This window comes from Bacillus sp. cl96, from assembly GCF_900100505.1.
GTDB classification, from domain to species: Bacteria; Bacillota; Bacilli; order Bacillales; family Bacillaceae_G; genus Bacillus_A; species Bacillus_A cereus.
In genome coordinates this window covers 1-15,341 of record NZ_FNDM01000030.1, presented here as the reverse complement: position 1 = coordinate 15,341, position 15,341 = coordinate 1, and the positions used below count along the sequence as shown (strand labels likewise).

Here is a 15,341-nt window from a genome sequence, read left to right as displayed (position 1 = left end):
AGCCGTTACCTCACCAACTAGCTAATGCGACGCGGGTCCATCCATAAGTGACAGCCGAAGCCGCCTTTCAATTTCGAACCATGCGGTTCAAAATGTTATCCGGTATTAGCCCCGGTTTCCCGGAGTTATCCCAGTCTTATGGGCAGGTTACCCACGTGTTACTCACCCGTCCGCCGCTAACTTCATAAGAGCAAGCTCTTAATCCATTCGCTCGACTTGCATGTATTAGGCACGCCGCCAGCGTTCATCCTGAGCCAGGATCAAACTCTCCAATAAAGTTAGTTTGTCTAGCATCTAAAATAAAAATTGACGTTTCACGTTGTTTGTTTCGTTTAGTTTTCAAAGTTCAATATCGCGTTTCAGCGACTTTTATAATTTAACATTTTGCGTTAAATCTGTCAACAACTTTTTTCTTTCGTTCCTGACGACGCTTATTAATTTACCATATTAATCATTTAATAGTCAACACTTTTTAAAAAAATGCCAAAATAATTTTATCTTGGCATGATATAAAGCTTAATAATCACTAATGCTGCCACACCCGGTAGACCTAATAAACTCGTTATTGCTGCTGTACCCATGTTAATTGGGATATGAAAATCAAAATATGTCCCTACAACATTTACGATAAAAAGCAATGCTATTCCTAAAGTAACATGAAAAATCACCTTACCTATAAAACGTAATGGCTTAGAGGCAACACCAAAAACAAGAAAAATAAATACTAAAGTAAGAATACCAACAATAATAATTGTAGAATTCATTTTTTCCTCCTTATGAATGACCTATACATCTATTTGTATGGGACAAGACAATAAAAAAGAACAGTTATCATATGCAGCATCTCTTTCATATACACTAAATAAAACAATACCTCAGCACTTAAAAACCAAAATAAAAAGGCCTGCTTAGAAAGCAGAACCTTTTACCATTGTTCCATTTTTACAGGACGACGCTTTGCTTCTTTCAACAAAAAGAAATATTTCGCCTCTGCTATTTTCAAAGAACAAATGACATCTTGAGACGGTTCTACACTTTGTTCGACCATTCTCTTCTGACGTAACCACTCATTCTTCACTTTTTCCAAAAGTACAATTAACTTATCGTCATACTCTTTACGCAATTTACCCTTTTTTTGAAAGAACATTTTTGTTTCTCCTCTTATACTTCTCTGCGCCCTTCTAACGCTTTGGATAATGTCACTTCATCTGCATATTCTAAATCTCCACCAACTGGCAGACCATGTGCAATACGAGTTACTTTAATGCCTGTAGGTTTTAAGAGGCGGGAGATATACATCGCTGTAGCTTCCCCTTCAATATTAGGGTTTGTTGCTAATATCACTTCTTGTACCGTTTCATCATGTAGTCGCTTTAAGAGTTGCGGGATATTAATGTCTTCCGGTCCAATTCCCTCCATAGGAGAAATCGCACCACGTAACACATGATATACACCTTGATACTCTTTCATTTTTTCCATCGCGATTACATCTTTCGGTTCTTGCACGACACAAACAACTGATTGATCTCGATGTGAATCATTACAAATATAACAAGGATCACGATCAGTAATATGTCCGCATACAGAACAGTACGCTAAATCTCGCTTCGCATTTACAAGTGCTTTCGCGAAACCTAACACATCATCTTCTTTCATATCTAATACGAAAAATGCCAATCGAACCGCTGTTTTCGGTCCGATACCTGGCAACTTCATAAAACTATCGATTAGTTTTGATATTGGTTCTGGATAATGCATGTATCAATATCCTCCTAGAACATTCCACCTGGTAAGTTTAAGCCTTTTGTAAATTTACCCATTGTAGAGTTTGAAAGCTCATCAGCCTTTTTAAGTGCATCATTTGTTGCAGCTAATACTAAGTCTTGTAACATTTCGATATCTTCTGGATCTACAACTTCCTCTTTAATCTTCACTTCAAGAATTTGCTTGTGACCATTTGCAATAACTGTAATCATTCCGCCGCCAGCTGTACCTTCAACTGTTTTTTCACCAAGCTCCTCTTGTGCTTTCGCCATGTCCTTTTGCATCTTTTGCATTTGTTTCATCATGTTATTCATATTTCCCATTCCGCCACGCATCATAATTAATTCCTCCTAATTATTATTACTCTTTTATTTCAATGAGTTCTTGCCCTACTAACTTCACTGCCTCTTCTATAAGAGGGTCTTCCTTTTTCTCCGGGCTTTCTTCAGACTCTCCACCTTCACGTTGTAAAAAGTCTTCACGGATTTTACCCCATTCACTTTTTGGAATGGCAATCATATTTAACCTTTTACTTAGCAATTCAAATAAAGCTTGTTCTACTGTATCCATAGCTTCTCGATTTTCGCTCGCCATCTTACAGTGAATCTCATATTGAAATGCTAAAACGTAAGTGTCATCTGAAGCTGCCACTGGTTCACTATTTTCTAGTAAAACGGCAAACGCTACTTTGTTATATGATTTGAGTCTTCCTAACAACTCACCCCATACAGCTTTTAATTGTTCTAAATCTTGACGCTTCGCTTGTTTTAATACTTCATTTACACGTCCGACAGGAATTTTCATACTTCCTGTTCGTACCGGTTTTGGTGTTGCACGTGTCTCTCTTACTTCCTGTTGTACACCAGCTGGCACACCGTTCTTTTTGACTTGCTCTAACGCTTTCTCCAGTTGCTGCATCCTGTTCATAATTGCTTGCAAACGATCTGTACCATTTGCTTGCATCATAAACTGTTGACACAATTGCACCATAACAACTTCTAAGAAAATACGCGGATGATTTGTCCACTTCATTTCCTGTTGTCCCTTACTAAGGGTATGAATAATCTCATAGATCACTTCCGGTTGCATTTCTTCACTCAACTTACGGAATTGATCATCTACAATTACTCGTTCCAACATATGTTCTAGTTGTGGTGAAGTTTGATATAAAAGCATATCACGATAATAGTAAATGAAATCCTCCATAAAACGAACTGGATCCTTCCCTTTACTCATCATTTCATCTATGATTTGCAATGCTCTTGATACATCATTTTCACGTATGCACTCTACTAAATTGCCTAAGTATTGCTGAGAAACAGATCCCGTTACGGCCAATACATCTTCTGTCGTAACAATCTCATCACTATAAGATATAGCCTGATCAATAAGACTAAGCGCATCACGCATACCACCTTCGGCAGCACGCGCAACAATTTGTAATGCTTCACCTTCCACTTGCGTACCTTCATTTGTCACGACCGTTGATAATCTCTCAACAATATCATTCACTGATATTTTTCGGAATTCAAAGCGCTGACAACGTGAAATGATTGTAGGTGGGATCTTATGAGGTTCTGTTGTCGCCAAAATAAAGATAACATGTCCTGGCGGCTCTTCTAAGGTTTTTAAAAGCGCATTGAATGCACCCATAGAAAGCATGTGAACTTCATCAATAATGTATACTTTATATTCTACAGCACTTGGAGCGTATTTTACTTTATCTCTAATATCTCGAATTTCATCTACACCGTTATTTGAAGCCGCATCAATTTCTAATACATCTGAAATGGATCCTTGTGTGATTCCTAAACAAGAAGGACATTCATTACAAGGTTCAGCTACCGGAGCATGTTCACAGTTAATTGCTTTTGCAAATACTTTTGCAATTGTCGTTTTTCCTGTTCCCCTCGGGCCAGAAAATAAATAAGCATGTGAAACTTTCTCTTGAAGAAGGGCATTTTGCAACGTTTTTGTCACGTGCTTTTGACCGACTACATCTTCGAACTTTTGCGGTCTCCATGTTCGGTATAACGCTTGGTATGACACGAAAATACGGCCTCCCTCAAAGGTTATTATCTCATTTATTATAACCCATTCTGTTTATAGATTCCAAAAGTTATTTTCTATACAAAAAACTCACCTTTGTATTAAGGTGAGTTTTGTATACATATATAACTGCCGTGCACCCTCCGTCGATTACGTACCATAAGCGTTACTCAAGCAGTTAGCTCGGTTCAGGCACTCCTGCGGCACACGAGAAGACCCGCTTATTGCTGCTTCCTTCCGGACCTGACAAGGTTCACGGGGTCCCGTTGCGCAGGACCCAAACGTCAACACCACTTACTTAAGGCAGACCTTACAGCAACATAACCTCGAGAGGGGATTCGGCCTCGCTAGAGCGGATTGCGAGTATAGGGCACCGCTACCTCCCCGCTTAGCACGGCAAAGTTAAAACCAATATTCGGTTGCCTTCATTAAAGGCATTATCAGTATAACTTGTTTCTTTAGAAAATGCAAATACGTTAGTTCCCAGTATTCTTCTCTAATTTTTTTATTGCTTTTCTTTTTTTACGAAGCTCTCTAAAAAAGTTTGTTAACAACGTACCGCATTCTTCCTCTAGTACACCAGATACTACTTCACATTGATGATTGAAGCGTTCATCCGTTAAAAGATTCATCAATGTCCCTGCACATCCGCCCTTCGGATCACTTGCACCATATACAACTCGCTTCACTCGTGATAAAACAATTCCACCCGCACACATTGGACAAGGTTCTAATGTTACATACAATGTTGCATCTTCTAAACGCCATGTCCCTAATTTTTTACATGCATCATCTATCGCTAGCAACTCAGCATGAGCTATTGATCTTTGCTCAGTTTCCCTTAAATTATGGGCAACACTAATTACCTCACCATCTAACACTATAACTGCTCCAATTGGTACTTCCTGTATTTCCTCTGCCTTTTTAGCTTCTTCTATCGCTAATTGCATAAAATAAATATCTTGATCTTGTTCCATAACATAGTCCTTTCATTACAAATAAAGTACACTTATTTCCATTTACTACACAGGGGATAACTTTTACAAATTCAATCCACCCTAAAAGAAAAAAGAGAGGGGATTACATATGAAAAATACCGCCTTGCTCATTATCGATATGATTAATGACTTTCAATTTTCCCACGGACCCATTCTAGCTAAAAAATGCGAAACTATAACAAACCCTATTTTACAATTAAAGAAAAAAATGAAATCCTTTGGCTATCCTATAATTTACGTTAATGACCATTATCAACTTTGGAGATCTGATATCGACCAACTTATTACTCATTGCACAAATGAATATAGCGAAAATATAATCCATAAGATTGCTCCAAGTTTTGATGAGTACATTTTTATTAAACCACATTATTCCGCTTTTTATGAAACACCTTTAAATTCATTACTAGGTTATTTAAAAATAGAAAATCTAATATTAACAGGGGTTGCCGGAAATATATGTATCCTATTTACAGCTAATGATGCTCATATGAGAAATTATAAATTGTATGTACCACAGGATTGTATCGCCTCTAACAACGACCAAGATAATATACATGCTTTAAAAATAATGGAAACTACATTGAAAGCAAATATAACATCATCAACCAAAATAAAATTTAATTGATACATATATCTATTTTCTAACTTTTTATATCAAATTAACCCGCTCGCTTCCCTCTTGTGCTACAATAATTCTGTTTTGTGTTTTTAGTAGTCACGGTAAATCACTGATTGAAAGGAGGAAACAGCGTGACCGGAGTACCATTTATCACGGTTGAAGGACCAATTGGTGTTGGAAAAACTTCACTTGCGAAGGAAATTTCAACTCACATGCAACTCCACTTACTAAAAGAGATTGTTGATGAAAATCCCTTTTTAGGAAAGTTCTATGAAGACATCGACGAATGGAGTTTTCAAACAGAGATGTTCTTTCTTTGTAATAGATACAAACAATTAGAAGACATTAACATAAAGTACTTGAATCAAAGGAAACCAGTAGTAGCGGATTACCATATCTTTAAAAATTTAATTTTTGCATCCCGCACATTAAAAGACTCTCAATATGACAAATACATGCAAATTTATCGTATCCTTACACAAGATATGCCTGTGCCAAATGTCATTGTTTATTTAACAGCTAGCCTAGAGACATTGCAAAAACGAATCGCCATGCGCGGAAGAGAATTTGAAAAAAACATGGATCCAAATTACTTACTACAGCTCACAAAAGATTATGAAACAGCAATGGATGCTTTTAAAAAAGATCATCCGGAAATACCAGTATTGAAATTTAATGGCGACGATATGGATTTTGTAAAAAATCCTGATGATTTAAACGTTATCCTATCTGCCCTTCAAAATACTCTCTTAAAGGAGTCGAAATAATAATGAATTTAAGGCAAAAATATGATATACCCAATGACGCAGTAATCACTATCGCCGGAACAGTAGGTGTGGGTAAATCAACTATGACAACTGCATTAGCTAATGCTTTAGGTTATCGCACATCATTTGAAAAAGTAGATTCCAATCCATATTTGGACAAGTTCTATGCGGACTTCACTCGCTGGAGCTTCCACCTACAAGTGTACTTTTTAGCAGAACGATTTAAAGAACAAAAAAGAATTTTTGAATATGGTGGCGGTTTTGTTCAAGATCGTTCCATTTACGAAGACACTGGAATTTTCGCAAAGATGCATCATGAAAAAGGAACAATGACGGAAACTGATTATGAAACATACAAAGGTTTATTTGACGCTATGGTCATGACTCCTTACTTCCCTCATCCAGACTTATTAATTTACTTAGAAGGTTCTTTCGATGATATTGTCGATCGTATTCAAGAACGAGGGCGCCCAATGGAACAGCAAACACCAATTGAGTACTGGAAAGAAATGCATGGACGTTATGAAAACTGGATTAACAACTTTAATTCATGCCCTGTATTACGCTTAAATATTAATGAGTACGATATTTTAAAAGATGGTGATTCAATCGAACCAATCATAAAAAAAATTGGCCATTTTTTAAAACAAACACGTAAACTTGTAAAATAAAAAACCCGTGCATATGCACGGGTTTTCCTATTAAATTACTTCTTCTTTGTTGGAGCAATAATTTCACTCTCAGGTTTTCCTGCGTTAATGCGCTGACGAACAGTACTTGTACTAATATCGTATGCTTCAGCAATCTCTTTAACAGTCATTTCTTTCCCGTTAATTACTGCCGTTAATACTTTACCTGTACGTTTTGGAGCTGCTTCTTTCTTTACAGCTGCTTTTTTAACTTGTTTTGGCGCCTCTACTTTACTCGTAGCTGGTTTTACATCACAAGTACAACCACAAAGTTTACGGAATGTATCATCACTAATAATGCGTGATACGTTTGCACCACTGTTTAAAATTCTATTGTTCTTACAGACAGGACATTGTACATAATATAAAGTTTTTCCATCTAAAGGAAACGTTTGTATAATAAGATCCATGTTGACTCCTTTCATATCTATGAAGATAATCATCGGAATATGAGTGTGTAATAAGGACAAAATTACCTTACACCATACTTTATGATTGGTTTTAAAATAAAAACTCGTTACGTGTTGGTAACGAGTTCTCCAATCTCCACTTATATGCGCTGTTGTCAATTATATCTGGAGGAGGTAGAGGGATTCGAACCCCCGCGCGACTCTCGCCGCCTGTCGGTTTTCAAGACCGATCCCTTCAGCCAGACTTGGGTATACCTCCATATTGACATCAAATATAATATCAAAAGAAAAACAGTTAGTCAACCCTACTAAAATAAATTATGAGGAAAGGAAAATTTTACTTTCCCCTTCCTATATTACAGTACTGACAACGCTCATAATTACCAATCACTCATACCGATGAATGTTTAAATTTACTTAATAACTGTTTTTCCTCCCATATAAGGGCGAAGAACTTCTGGAATTATAATTGTACCATCTTCTTGTTGGTAGTTCTCTAAAATAGCTGCAACCGTACGTCCAATTGCAAGACCAGATCCATTTAATGTATGAACATGTTCTGGTTTTCCGTTTGGTTCACGGCGGAAACGGATATTTGCACGTCTCGCTTGGAAAGCTTCAAAATTACTACAAGAAGAAATTTCACGATATGTGCCATAGCTTGGAATCCATACTTCAATATCGTATTTCTTCGCTGCTGTAAATCCTAAATCGCCTGTGCACATGCTCATAACGCGATATGGCAACTCTAATAATTGTAACACGCGTTCTGCATCATTTGTTAACTTTTCTAACTCTTCATAAGAATCTTCTGGTTTTACGAACTTCACAAGCTCTACTTTATTGAACTGATGCTGGCGAATTAAACCACGTGTATCACGCCCAGCTGAACCTGCTTCAGAACGGAAGCAAGAGCTAAATGCAGCATATCTTATAGGCAATTGCTCTTTATTTAAAATCTCATCACGATGCATATTCGTTACAGGTACTTCAGCTGTTGGAATTAAGAAGTAATCTTCACTTTCAATACGGAATGCATCTTCTTCAAACTTTGGAAGTTGTCCTGTTCCTGTCATACTTGCACGGTTTACCATATATGGAGGTAATACTTCTTCATATCCATGCTCATCAGTATGAAGATCAAGCATAAAGCTAATTAAAGCACGCTCTAATCTTGCACCAGCACCTTTGTAAAATACGAAGCGGCTTCCTGTTACTTTCCCAGCGCGTTCAAAATCTAAAATTCCTAAATCAGTAGCAAGATCCCAATGTGGTTTTGGCTCATAAGTAAATTCTTTCACTTCTCCCCAAGTACGTGCTACTACATTATCATCCTCTGTTTCACCAACTGGAGCAGATTCATGAGGGATATTTGGAATAGATAACATTAATCTTTCTAAGTCTTCTTCAACTGTACGAAGTTCGTTATCAAGATCCTTTACTTTTTCTCCAACTTCACGCATTTCTAAAATTAGAGCTTCTGCATCTTTCTTTTCGCGCTTTAATACAGAAATTTGTTGAGATACTTCGTTACGTTTACTTTTTAATTCTTCTGTCTGAACAAGTAGTTCTCTTCTTCTCGTATCAAGTTCTTCAAAACGTCCGAAATCAGTTAAATCTTCGCCTCTATGCTGTAATTTCGCTTTTACTTCTTCAAAGTTTGTACGTAAAAATTTAATATCAAGCATTATATACTCCTCCTTTTATTTTATAAAACACAAAAAACTCCCGTCCCTATATAAAGGGACGGGAGTTAACCCGCGTTGCCACCCTAGTTGAAAGCATTACCGCTTTCCTCTCAAGTAGAAATAACGGCTCTTCACCGGGAATGCTTACTAATCCAAAAGATATTCCACATTCCATTCCAGGATGGATTCACAAACTGTTTCTATCGATTTCCACCAACCATCGACTCTCTATAAGAAACGACATTTGTTACTATTTCCTATCAACACGCTTATTTTATAAAATTGTTACCATCAATTTACTATAATCTTATACAAGTTGCAAGTTACTTATACAACTTTTTTCATTTTCGCTTCTTTTACCATTTCAACAAAGTATGCTGTCACACGATGATCATCTGTTAATTCCGGATGGAATGAAGCAGCTAAAAACTGATCTTGTCTTACCGCTACCATTCGGTCACCATGCTTAGAAAGCACTTCAACATTATCAGCTACTTCTACAACATACGGCGCACGGATAAATACACCAACGAAGTCTTCACCCACGCCTTCAATTGAAAGCGCAGCCTCAAAACTATCCTTTTGGCGTCCGAACGCATTGCGCTCAACTGTAATATCCATAGCACCAATATGTGCTTCTTCATAGCCAATAAGTGTTTTCGCAAGAAGAATCATCCCTGCACATGTACCAAACATTGGTTTACCAGACTTTGCAAATGTACGAAGTGGTTCCATGAAAGCATACTTATCAATAAGACGGCGCATTGTTGTACTTTCACCGCCCGGTAAAATAAGACCATCAATCTCTTCAAGTTGCTCTATACGCTTTACAACAACAGCTTCTGCACCACTTGCTTCAACTGATTTTACATGCTCACGAACTGCACCTTGAAGACCTAGTACACCGATTTTCACCATTTTAAAGTTCTCCTTTAATTACCATCCACGCTCTTGCATGCGTTGTTCTGGTAATAACGTTGAAATTTCGACACCCTTCATTGCATTACCTAATCCTTTAGAAAGGCTTGCAATTAGTTCGTAATCTTCATAATGAGTCGTTGCTTCAACGATTGCACGTGCAAATTTCTCTGGGTTTTCTGATTTGAAGATACCAGATCCAACAAATACCCCATCAGCACCAAGTTGCATCATTAATGCTGCATCTGCTGGTGTTGCTACACCACCTGCCGCAAAGTTTACAACTGGTAAGCGACCAAGACGTTTAATTTCAAGTAATACTTCGTAAGGAGCGCCAGTATTTTTTGCATATGTCATTAACTCATCTTCACGTAGACTCGCAACTTGACGGATTTCTGCATTGACTTGGCGCATATGACGCACTGCCTCTACAATGTTTCCTGTTCCTGGTTCACCTTTTGTACGAAGCATAGATGCACCTTCTGCAATACGACGTGCAGCTTCTCCGATATCACGGCAACCACATACAAATGGAACTGTGTAATCACGTTTATTTAAATGGTATACTTCATCAGCAGGAGTTAATACTTCACTCTCATCGATATAGTCTACCCCTAATGATTCTAATACACGTGCTTCTACAAGGTGACCGATACGGCATTTTGCCATAACCGGAATTGACACCGCACCCATAACTTCTTCAACAATTGTTGGGTCTGCCATACGAGAAACGCCACCTGCTGCACGAATATCTGCTGGTACACGCTCTAATGCCATAACGGCAACTGCGCCTGCCTCTTCTGCAATTTTTGCTTGTTCAGCGTTAACTACGTCCATAATAACGCCGCCTTTTTGCATTTCTGCCATTCCACGTTTTACACGTTCTGTCCCTGTTACATTTGTCATGTACAAAAACCCCCCTAGGTGAATTGCTTTCCCCCGTTAAAGGCGAAAATTAAGAATACTCTTACATTCTACCACTAACTATCAGATGCTTGTCTACTACTTTTTCATAAAGTCGGTATGAAAAATAGGAATAAAAAAAAGCTCCTATCGTGAGGAGCTTTTAAAACCAACCTTTTACTGTATCAACAGCACTATTCCACATACCACTAAAGAATGAACCAATTCCGCGCATAGCACGAGTAAACCAGTTTGCTTCTTCTACTTCAGATGTCGTTACAAGATCCACTTGCAGTGACTTACCAGTTAAAAATCCAGGGTCGTTTGTATCTTTTGGCGTAATTACCATTTGACCAAGCGCAGCTCCCTTTTTAATAGGTGCTTCTTGTCCCTTACTTGATTCTTTTAATTCTGTTTTATAAACATCTTTACTTCCTTTTGGCACTGGAAGTGAAATAGCTTGTTTCGTTTGAACTGCTACATCTTTATCTTTCGCATTTTCTACTCGTACTGTTTCTTGTCCTTTTACTGAAGAACCTTTTTTATACATTTGTTTCACTTCAAAGTTAGCAAATCCATAATCATATAGCTTCTTTGTTTCATCAAAACGTGCTGTATGAGAACTTGTTTTAATAACTACAGAAATAAAACGCATTCCGTTTCTTTCAACCGTACCAGTGAAGCAATCTCCTGCTTCTGGAGTTGAGCCTGTTTTTAGGCCATCTACGCCATCATATTCTTTAACTAAGCCCTTTAACATCCAGTTCCAGTTCGACATTCCAAACTTCTCTTTTTCTGGACGGAATTCTTTTTTAGGGATTTTTGCTGTATCTAACACTTTTGGATAATCTTTAATTAAATGTTGTGCTAAAGTTGCAACATCCTTTGCAGACATTTTATTTTCTTCATCCGCTGTTGTTCCTTCAGGATGCATTCCCTTTAAATCTTTATTCGTTAAACCTGTAGAATTGACAAATTTATAATTTTTTAACCCTAGTTCTTTCGATTTGTCATTCATCATTTTTACGAAGTCTACTTCTTTACCTGCAATTGCTTCTGCTAATGCAATTGTTGCACCATTTGCAGAAAAGATTGCCATTGCTTCGTATAACTCTTTTACTGTATAAGAGCCACCATTTTCTAATGCAACATTTGATAATGAAGCATCTTGTGAAACCTTATATGCATATTCAGAAACCTTAATTTTCTGGTCCCACTTAAGTTTTCCTTTATCCACTGCTTCGTGAACTAAATATTCACTCATCATCTTTGTCATACTAGCAATGGATAATAATTCATCTGCATTCTTTTGATATAAAATTTTCCCAGAATTCGCTTCTACTAAAATTGCCGCACCTGCTTCAATGTTTAAAGCGGCTCCTGTTTCAGCTGATGCATTGCTATATGGCATAAAAATGCTACAAGCTAGTGTAAGCACTGTTACCAAAGCAATGAATCTTTTGCAAAACATACCTTTCACTTTTGCTACCCCCAATATCTATGTACTCACATAACCGTTATTCTAACATAATCAAAAAAAAATAGACAGAGATATCAAATCTCTGTCTATTTGTATATAAGACATTATAATGAGTAGTTTGGAGCCTCTTTTGTAATTTGTACGTGATGAGGATGACTTTCACGTAAGCCAGCACCTGACATACGAATGAATTGTGCATTTTCGCGTAAGAATTCTAAATCCTGTGCTCCGCAATATCCCATACCTGCACGTAAGCCACCAACTAATTGGTGAACTGTATCTGCTAAAGGTCCTTTATATGGCACTCGTCCTTCAATACCTTCTGGGACAAGCTTTTTATTACCTTCTTGGAAGTAACGATCTTTACTTCCTTTTTCCATCGCACCGACAGAACCCATACCACGATACACTTTAAATTGACGACCTTGGTAAATTTCAGTTTCTCCAGGGCTTTCTGCAACACCTGCAAACATGCTACCTAGCATAACAACATGTGCTCCTGCCGCTAAAGCTTTCACCATATCACCAGAGTACTTAATACCACCATCAGCAATAACTGGAATACCGTGTTTACGAGCTTCTGTTGCACAATCATAAACTGCAGTTAATTGTGGTACACCAACACCGGCTACAACGCGTGTTGTACAAATAGAACCTGGTCCAATACCAACTTTAACTACGTTTGCACCAGCTTCAATTAATGCTTTCGTTGCTTCAGCAGTAGCAACATTTCCAGCGATAATATTTAGTGATGGGTATTTAGCACGAACTTCTTTTACCTTATCAATAACACCTTTAGAATGTCCATGTGCTGTATCAAGTACAATTGCATCTACACTAGCTTTTACTAATGCATCGATGCGAAGCATAGCATCCGCTGTTACACCAACTGCTGCTCCAACTAATAAGCGTCCTTGCTTATCCTTAGCAGAGTTTGGGAATTCAATTACTTTTTCAATATCTTTTATTGTAATAAGCCCTTGTAATACACCGTTATTATCAACAAGAGGGAGTTTTTCAATTTTATACTTTTGTAGGATCTTTTCAGCTTCTTCCAGTGTAGTACCAACTGGAGCTGTAATTAATTGTTCTTTTGTCATTACGTCAGAAATTTTGATTGAGTAGTCTTGGATGAAGCGCATATCACGGTTTGTAATAATACCAACTAATTTTCGCTCATCTAAATTATTTACAACCGGTACACCTGAGATACGATATTTTCCCATAAGATGTTCTGCATCATATACTTGATGTTCTGGAGTTAAGAAGAAAGGATCTGAAATAACGCCGCTTTCAGAGCGCTTTACTTTATCAACTTGCTCTGCTTGTTGCTCAATAGACATATTCTTATGAATAATTCCTAAACCACCTTGGCGAGCCATTGCAATAGCCATGTCAGCTTCTGTTACTGTATCCATTCCTGCACTAATTAACGGGATGTTTAGCTGTAAGCTTTCAGATAAAACTGTTTTAACACTTACTTCTCTTGGTAATATATCTGACCTAGCTGGTACAAGTAATACATCATCAAAAGTCAAACCTTCTTTAACAAATTTAGATTCCCACATAATTGTTCCCCCTATGATACCAGAAATTATTATTAGTAGCTTATCAATTGGTTAAAATACTGTCAAGGACGTATATATATGTTAGAATTTTTAGACAATAAAAGGAGCGTAATATATGCATCAAACATCTTGTACTTGGCAGCAGTTAAGTTTCTTTTTTTCATCTCAAAACGTACAACGTTATCTTGCCCGTTGTTATGAAAAATCCTCTATTCAGGATGCAGAAAAAAAAAGTTTTGAAAATTGTTATCCCTTTATTTATTATTTAGAACACGGGAAAAATTATTATGAATTATATAAGACAGCTCCATTTTCCATTCAACCAATGTTGTTATTTTATGGAATTAGTCAACTGTTTAAAGCATGCCTACTAACTATTGACCCTAACTATCCTGAATCAACTACTGTTTTAGCTCATGGCGTTACAACTCGCAAACGAAAAAAACAAGGGTATCAATTTTTAGAAGATGAGGTGAAGGTACAAAAAAACGGATTGTTTACTCATGTTGCAGAACAACTGTTTCACATGAAACACTTAGAAGCAGAAAAATTTAACATGTTAGAACTAATGGGAAATATTCCAGAATTACAAAATTTATTTCGTTATAGTCAAAAAGGATCAACTTTATATAAAATTGATTCAACAATTAAAAATGAGCTCTCCTTTTCAGTCAACCTACTAGATCGATTACATATGACTAAAGAGAGATTTTCTCGTTACATTGAAACATCTTGTAAGCATTTATCAATACAACACGTACCTGAGAAGACTAATGAATCGAATTTACTTTTTACAGCGCCTATTCAATCATGGAATCCTATGTACAGTACTCCTTTATACTATGAACATCTTACTAATACTTATTATTTGCCACTTACGACTGACCCTAGAAATCCTAAGCCAATATTACCTGAACTCCTCATTCATTATTTATTGCTCTATAATTTAAGCATGATTTCTAGATATGAAACAGATTGGTGGTATGACTTACTTGGAAGTTATGGTTCTGAAGATTATCCATTTATTTATCAATTTCTAAGTATTTCTGCTCAAAAAATCCCTTACTATATTTCAAATTTTTTATTAATGGAACCAAATCTATTTCATGGGAAATAAAAAAACACAAGTCAAATGACTTGTGTTTTTAGTTGCTTGGCGACGTCCTACTCTCACAGGGACAAGGTCCCAACTACCATCGGCGCTAGAGAGCTTAACTTCCGTGTTCGGTATGGGAACGGGTGTGACCTCTCTGCCATCATCACCAAACTATGAAGGCATATTCCTTCAAAACTAGATAACATTTGCTACATATTATATGGTTAAGTCCTCGATCTATTAGTATTCGTCAGCTCCACATGTCACCATGCTTCCACCTCGAACCTATCAACCTGATCATCTTTCAGGGATCTTACTAGCTTACGCTATGGGAAATCTCATCTTGAGGGGGGCTTCATGCTTAGATGCTTTCAGCACTTATCCCTTCC

Annotated in this window: 16 protein-coding genes, 1 tRNA gene, 3 rRNA genes, 1 other RNA gene and 1 other annotated feature; of the genes, 4 read left to right on the top strand and 17 right to left on the bottom strand. The window is 37.1% G+C overall.

Annotated elements, in window-relative coordinates; translation table 11 throughout:
- From BLT20_RS29205 to tadA, 8 genes are all read right to left on the bottom strand, one after another.
- Positions 1-276: ribosomal RNA gene (locus tag BLT20_RS29205) — 16S ribosomal RNA — on the bottom strand; the annotation flags it as partial.
- A 218-nt stretch (positions 277-494) separates the two neighbouring features.
- The gene (locus tag BLT20_RS29200) at positions 495-764 is read right to left on the bottom strand and encodes a pro-sigmaK processing inhibitor BofA family protein (RefSeq protein ID WP_001089273.1); all 270 of its coding nucleotides are present in this window, start codon (positions 762-764) and stop codon (positions 495-497) included.
- Between the two features lie 161 nt (positions 765-925).
- Positions 926-1,147 carry a YaaL family protein gene (locus tag BLT20_RS29195; RefSeq protein WP_000466019.1) on the bottom strand — a complete coding sequence of 74 codons (222 nt, stop codon included), beginning with the start codon at positions 1,145-1,147 and terminating at the stop codon, positions 926-928.
- 14 nt (positions 1,148-1,161) lie between these two features.
- Positions 1,162-1,758, bottom strand: a complete 597-nt coding sequence (gene recR / locus BLT20_RS29190) for a recombination protein RecR (protein ID WP_000559169.1) — start codon at positions 1,756-1,758, stop codon at positions 1,162-1,164.
- A gap of 14 nt (positions 1,759-1,772) precedes the next feature.
- Positions 1,773-2,099 carry a YbaB/EbfC family nucleoid-associated protein gene (locus BLT20_RS29185; protein ID WP_014894853.1) on the bottom strand — a complete coding sequence of 109 codons (327 nt, stop codon included), beginning with the start codon at positions 2,097-2,099 and terminating at the stop codon, positions 1,773-1,775.
- Between the two features lie 25 nt (positions 2,100-2,124).
- A complete protein-coding gene (gene dnaX / locus BLT20_RS29180; protein WP_000121586.1) occupies positions 2,125-3,813 on the bottom strand; it encodes a DNA polymerase III subunit gamma/tau in 1,689 nt (562 codons plus the stop codon).
- Between the two features lie 132 nt (positions 3,814-3,945).
- Positions 3,946-4,210: signal recognition particle sRNA large type (gene ffs / locus BLT20_RS29175), an RNA gene on the bottom strand.
- A gap of 79 nt (positions 4,211-4,289) precedes the next feature.
- A complete protein-coding gene (gene tadA, locus BLT20_RS29170) occupies positions 4,290-4,790 on the bottom strand; it encodes a tRNA adenosine(34) deaminase TadA (protein ID WP_000434329.1) in 501 nt (166 codons plus the stop codon).
- 109 nt (positions 4,791-4,899) lie between these two features.
- Between tadA and BLT20_RS29160 the strand changes: the two genes are divergently transcribed.
- The 3 genes from BLT20_RS29160 to BLT20_RS29150 all read left to right on the top strand — a co-directional run bounded on the left by BLT20_RS29160 (position 4,900) and on the right by BLT20_RS29150 (position 6,871).
- On the top strand, positions 4,900-5,439 hold the full coding sequence (locus BLT20_RS29160) for a cysteine hydrolase family protein (RefSeq protein ID WP_000798724.1): 540 nt from the start codon (positions 4,900-4,902) through the stop codon (positions 5,437-5,439).
- Between the two features lie 125 nt (positions 5,440-5,564).
- Positions 5,565-6,200 (top strand): deoxynucleoside kinase, encoded by a 636-nt coding sequence (locus tag BLT20_RS29155; protein WP_000148218.1) that lies wholly within the window; start codon positions 5,565-5,567, stop codon positions 6,198-6,200.
- 2 nt (positions 6,201-6,202) lie between these two features.
- Entirely contained in the window at positions 6,203-6,871 is a 669-nt protein-coding gene (locus BLT20_RS29150; RefSeq protein ID WP_001053585.1) for a deoxynucleoside kinase, read from the top strand.
- A 35-nt stretch (positions 6,872-6,906) separates the two neighbouring features.
- On the opposite strand, the gene BLT20_RS29145 is transcribed toward BLT20_RS29150, so the two are convergent.
- The 7 genes from BLT20_RS29145 to guaB form a co-directional block, all read right to left on the bottom strand.
- A complete protein-coding gene (locus BLT20_RS29145; RefSeq protein WP_000364193.1) occupies positions 6,907-7,299 on the bottom strand; it encodes a sigma factor-like helix-turn-helix DNA-binding protein in 393 nt (130 codons plus the stop codon).
- Positions 7,300-7,465: 166 nt separating this feature from the next.
- A tRNA-Ser gene (locus BLT20_RS29140) sits at positions 7,466-7,558 on the bottom strand.
- 154 nt (positions 7,559-7,712) lie between these two features.
- Entirely contained in the window at positions 7,713-8,987 is a 1,275-nt protein-coding gene (serS, locus tag BLT20_RS29135; protein WP_000884187.1) for a serine--tRNA ligase, read from the bottom strand.
- 51 nt (positions 8,988-9,038) lie between these two features.
- Positions 9,039-9,260, bottom strand: a binding site (T-box leader).
- A 54-nt stretch (positions 9,261-9,314) separates the two neighbouring features.
- A complete protein-coding gene (gene pdxT, locus BLT20_RS29130; protein ID WP_000238785.1) occupies positions 9,315-9,905 on the bottom strand; it encodes a pyridoxal 5'-phosphate synthase glutaminase subunit PdxT in 591 nt (196 codons plus the stop codon).
- Between the two features lie 18 nt (positions 9,906-9,923).
- Positions 9,924-10,811, bottom strand: a complete 888-nt coding sequence (gene pdxS, locus BLT20_RS29125) for a pyridoxal 5'-phosphate synthase lyase subunit PdxS (protein ID WP_000186165.1) — start codon at positions 10,809-10,811, stop codon at positions 9,924-9,926.
- 160 nt (positions 10,812-10,971) lie between these two features.
- Complete coding sequence (gene dacA / locus BLT20_RS29120) at positions 10,972-12,279, bottom strand: D-alanyl-D-alanine carboxypeptidase DacA (RefSeq protein ID WP_124749816.1); 1,308 nt, start codon at positions 12,277-12,279, stop codon at positions 10,972-10,974.
- Between the two features lie 113 nt (positions 12,280-12,392).
- Positions 12,393-13,856, bottom strand: a complete 1,464-nt coding sequence (gene guaB, locus BLT20_RS29115; protein WP_000264088.1) for an IMP dehydrogenase — start codon at positions 13,854-13,856, stop codon at positions 12,393-12,395.
- A 115-nt stretch (positions 13,857-13,971) separates the two neighbouring features.
- On the opposite strand from guaB, the gene BLT20_RS29110 reads away from it, so the two are divergent.
- Positions 13,972-14,973, top strand: a complete 1,002-nt coding sequence (locus BLT20_RS29110) for a YaaC family protein (RefSeq protein WP_000554287.1) — start codon at positions 13,972-13,974, stop codon at positions 14,971-14,973.
- 34 nt (positions 14,974-15,007) lie between these two features.
- On the opposite strand, the gene rrf is transcribed toward BLT20_RS29110, so the two are convergent.
- Both rrf and BLT20_RS29100 read right to left on the bottom strand, forming a co-directional pair.
- Positions 15,008-15,123 (bottom strand): 5S ribosomal RNA (gene rrf / locus BLT20_RS29105).
- A 49-nt stretch (positions 15,124-15,172) separates the two neighbouring features.
- Positions 15,173-15,341 (bottom strand): 23S ribosomal RNA (locus BLT20_RS29100); the annotation flags it as partial.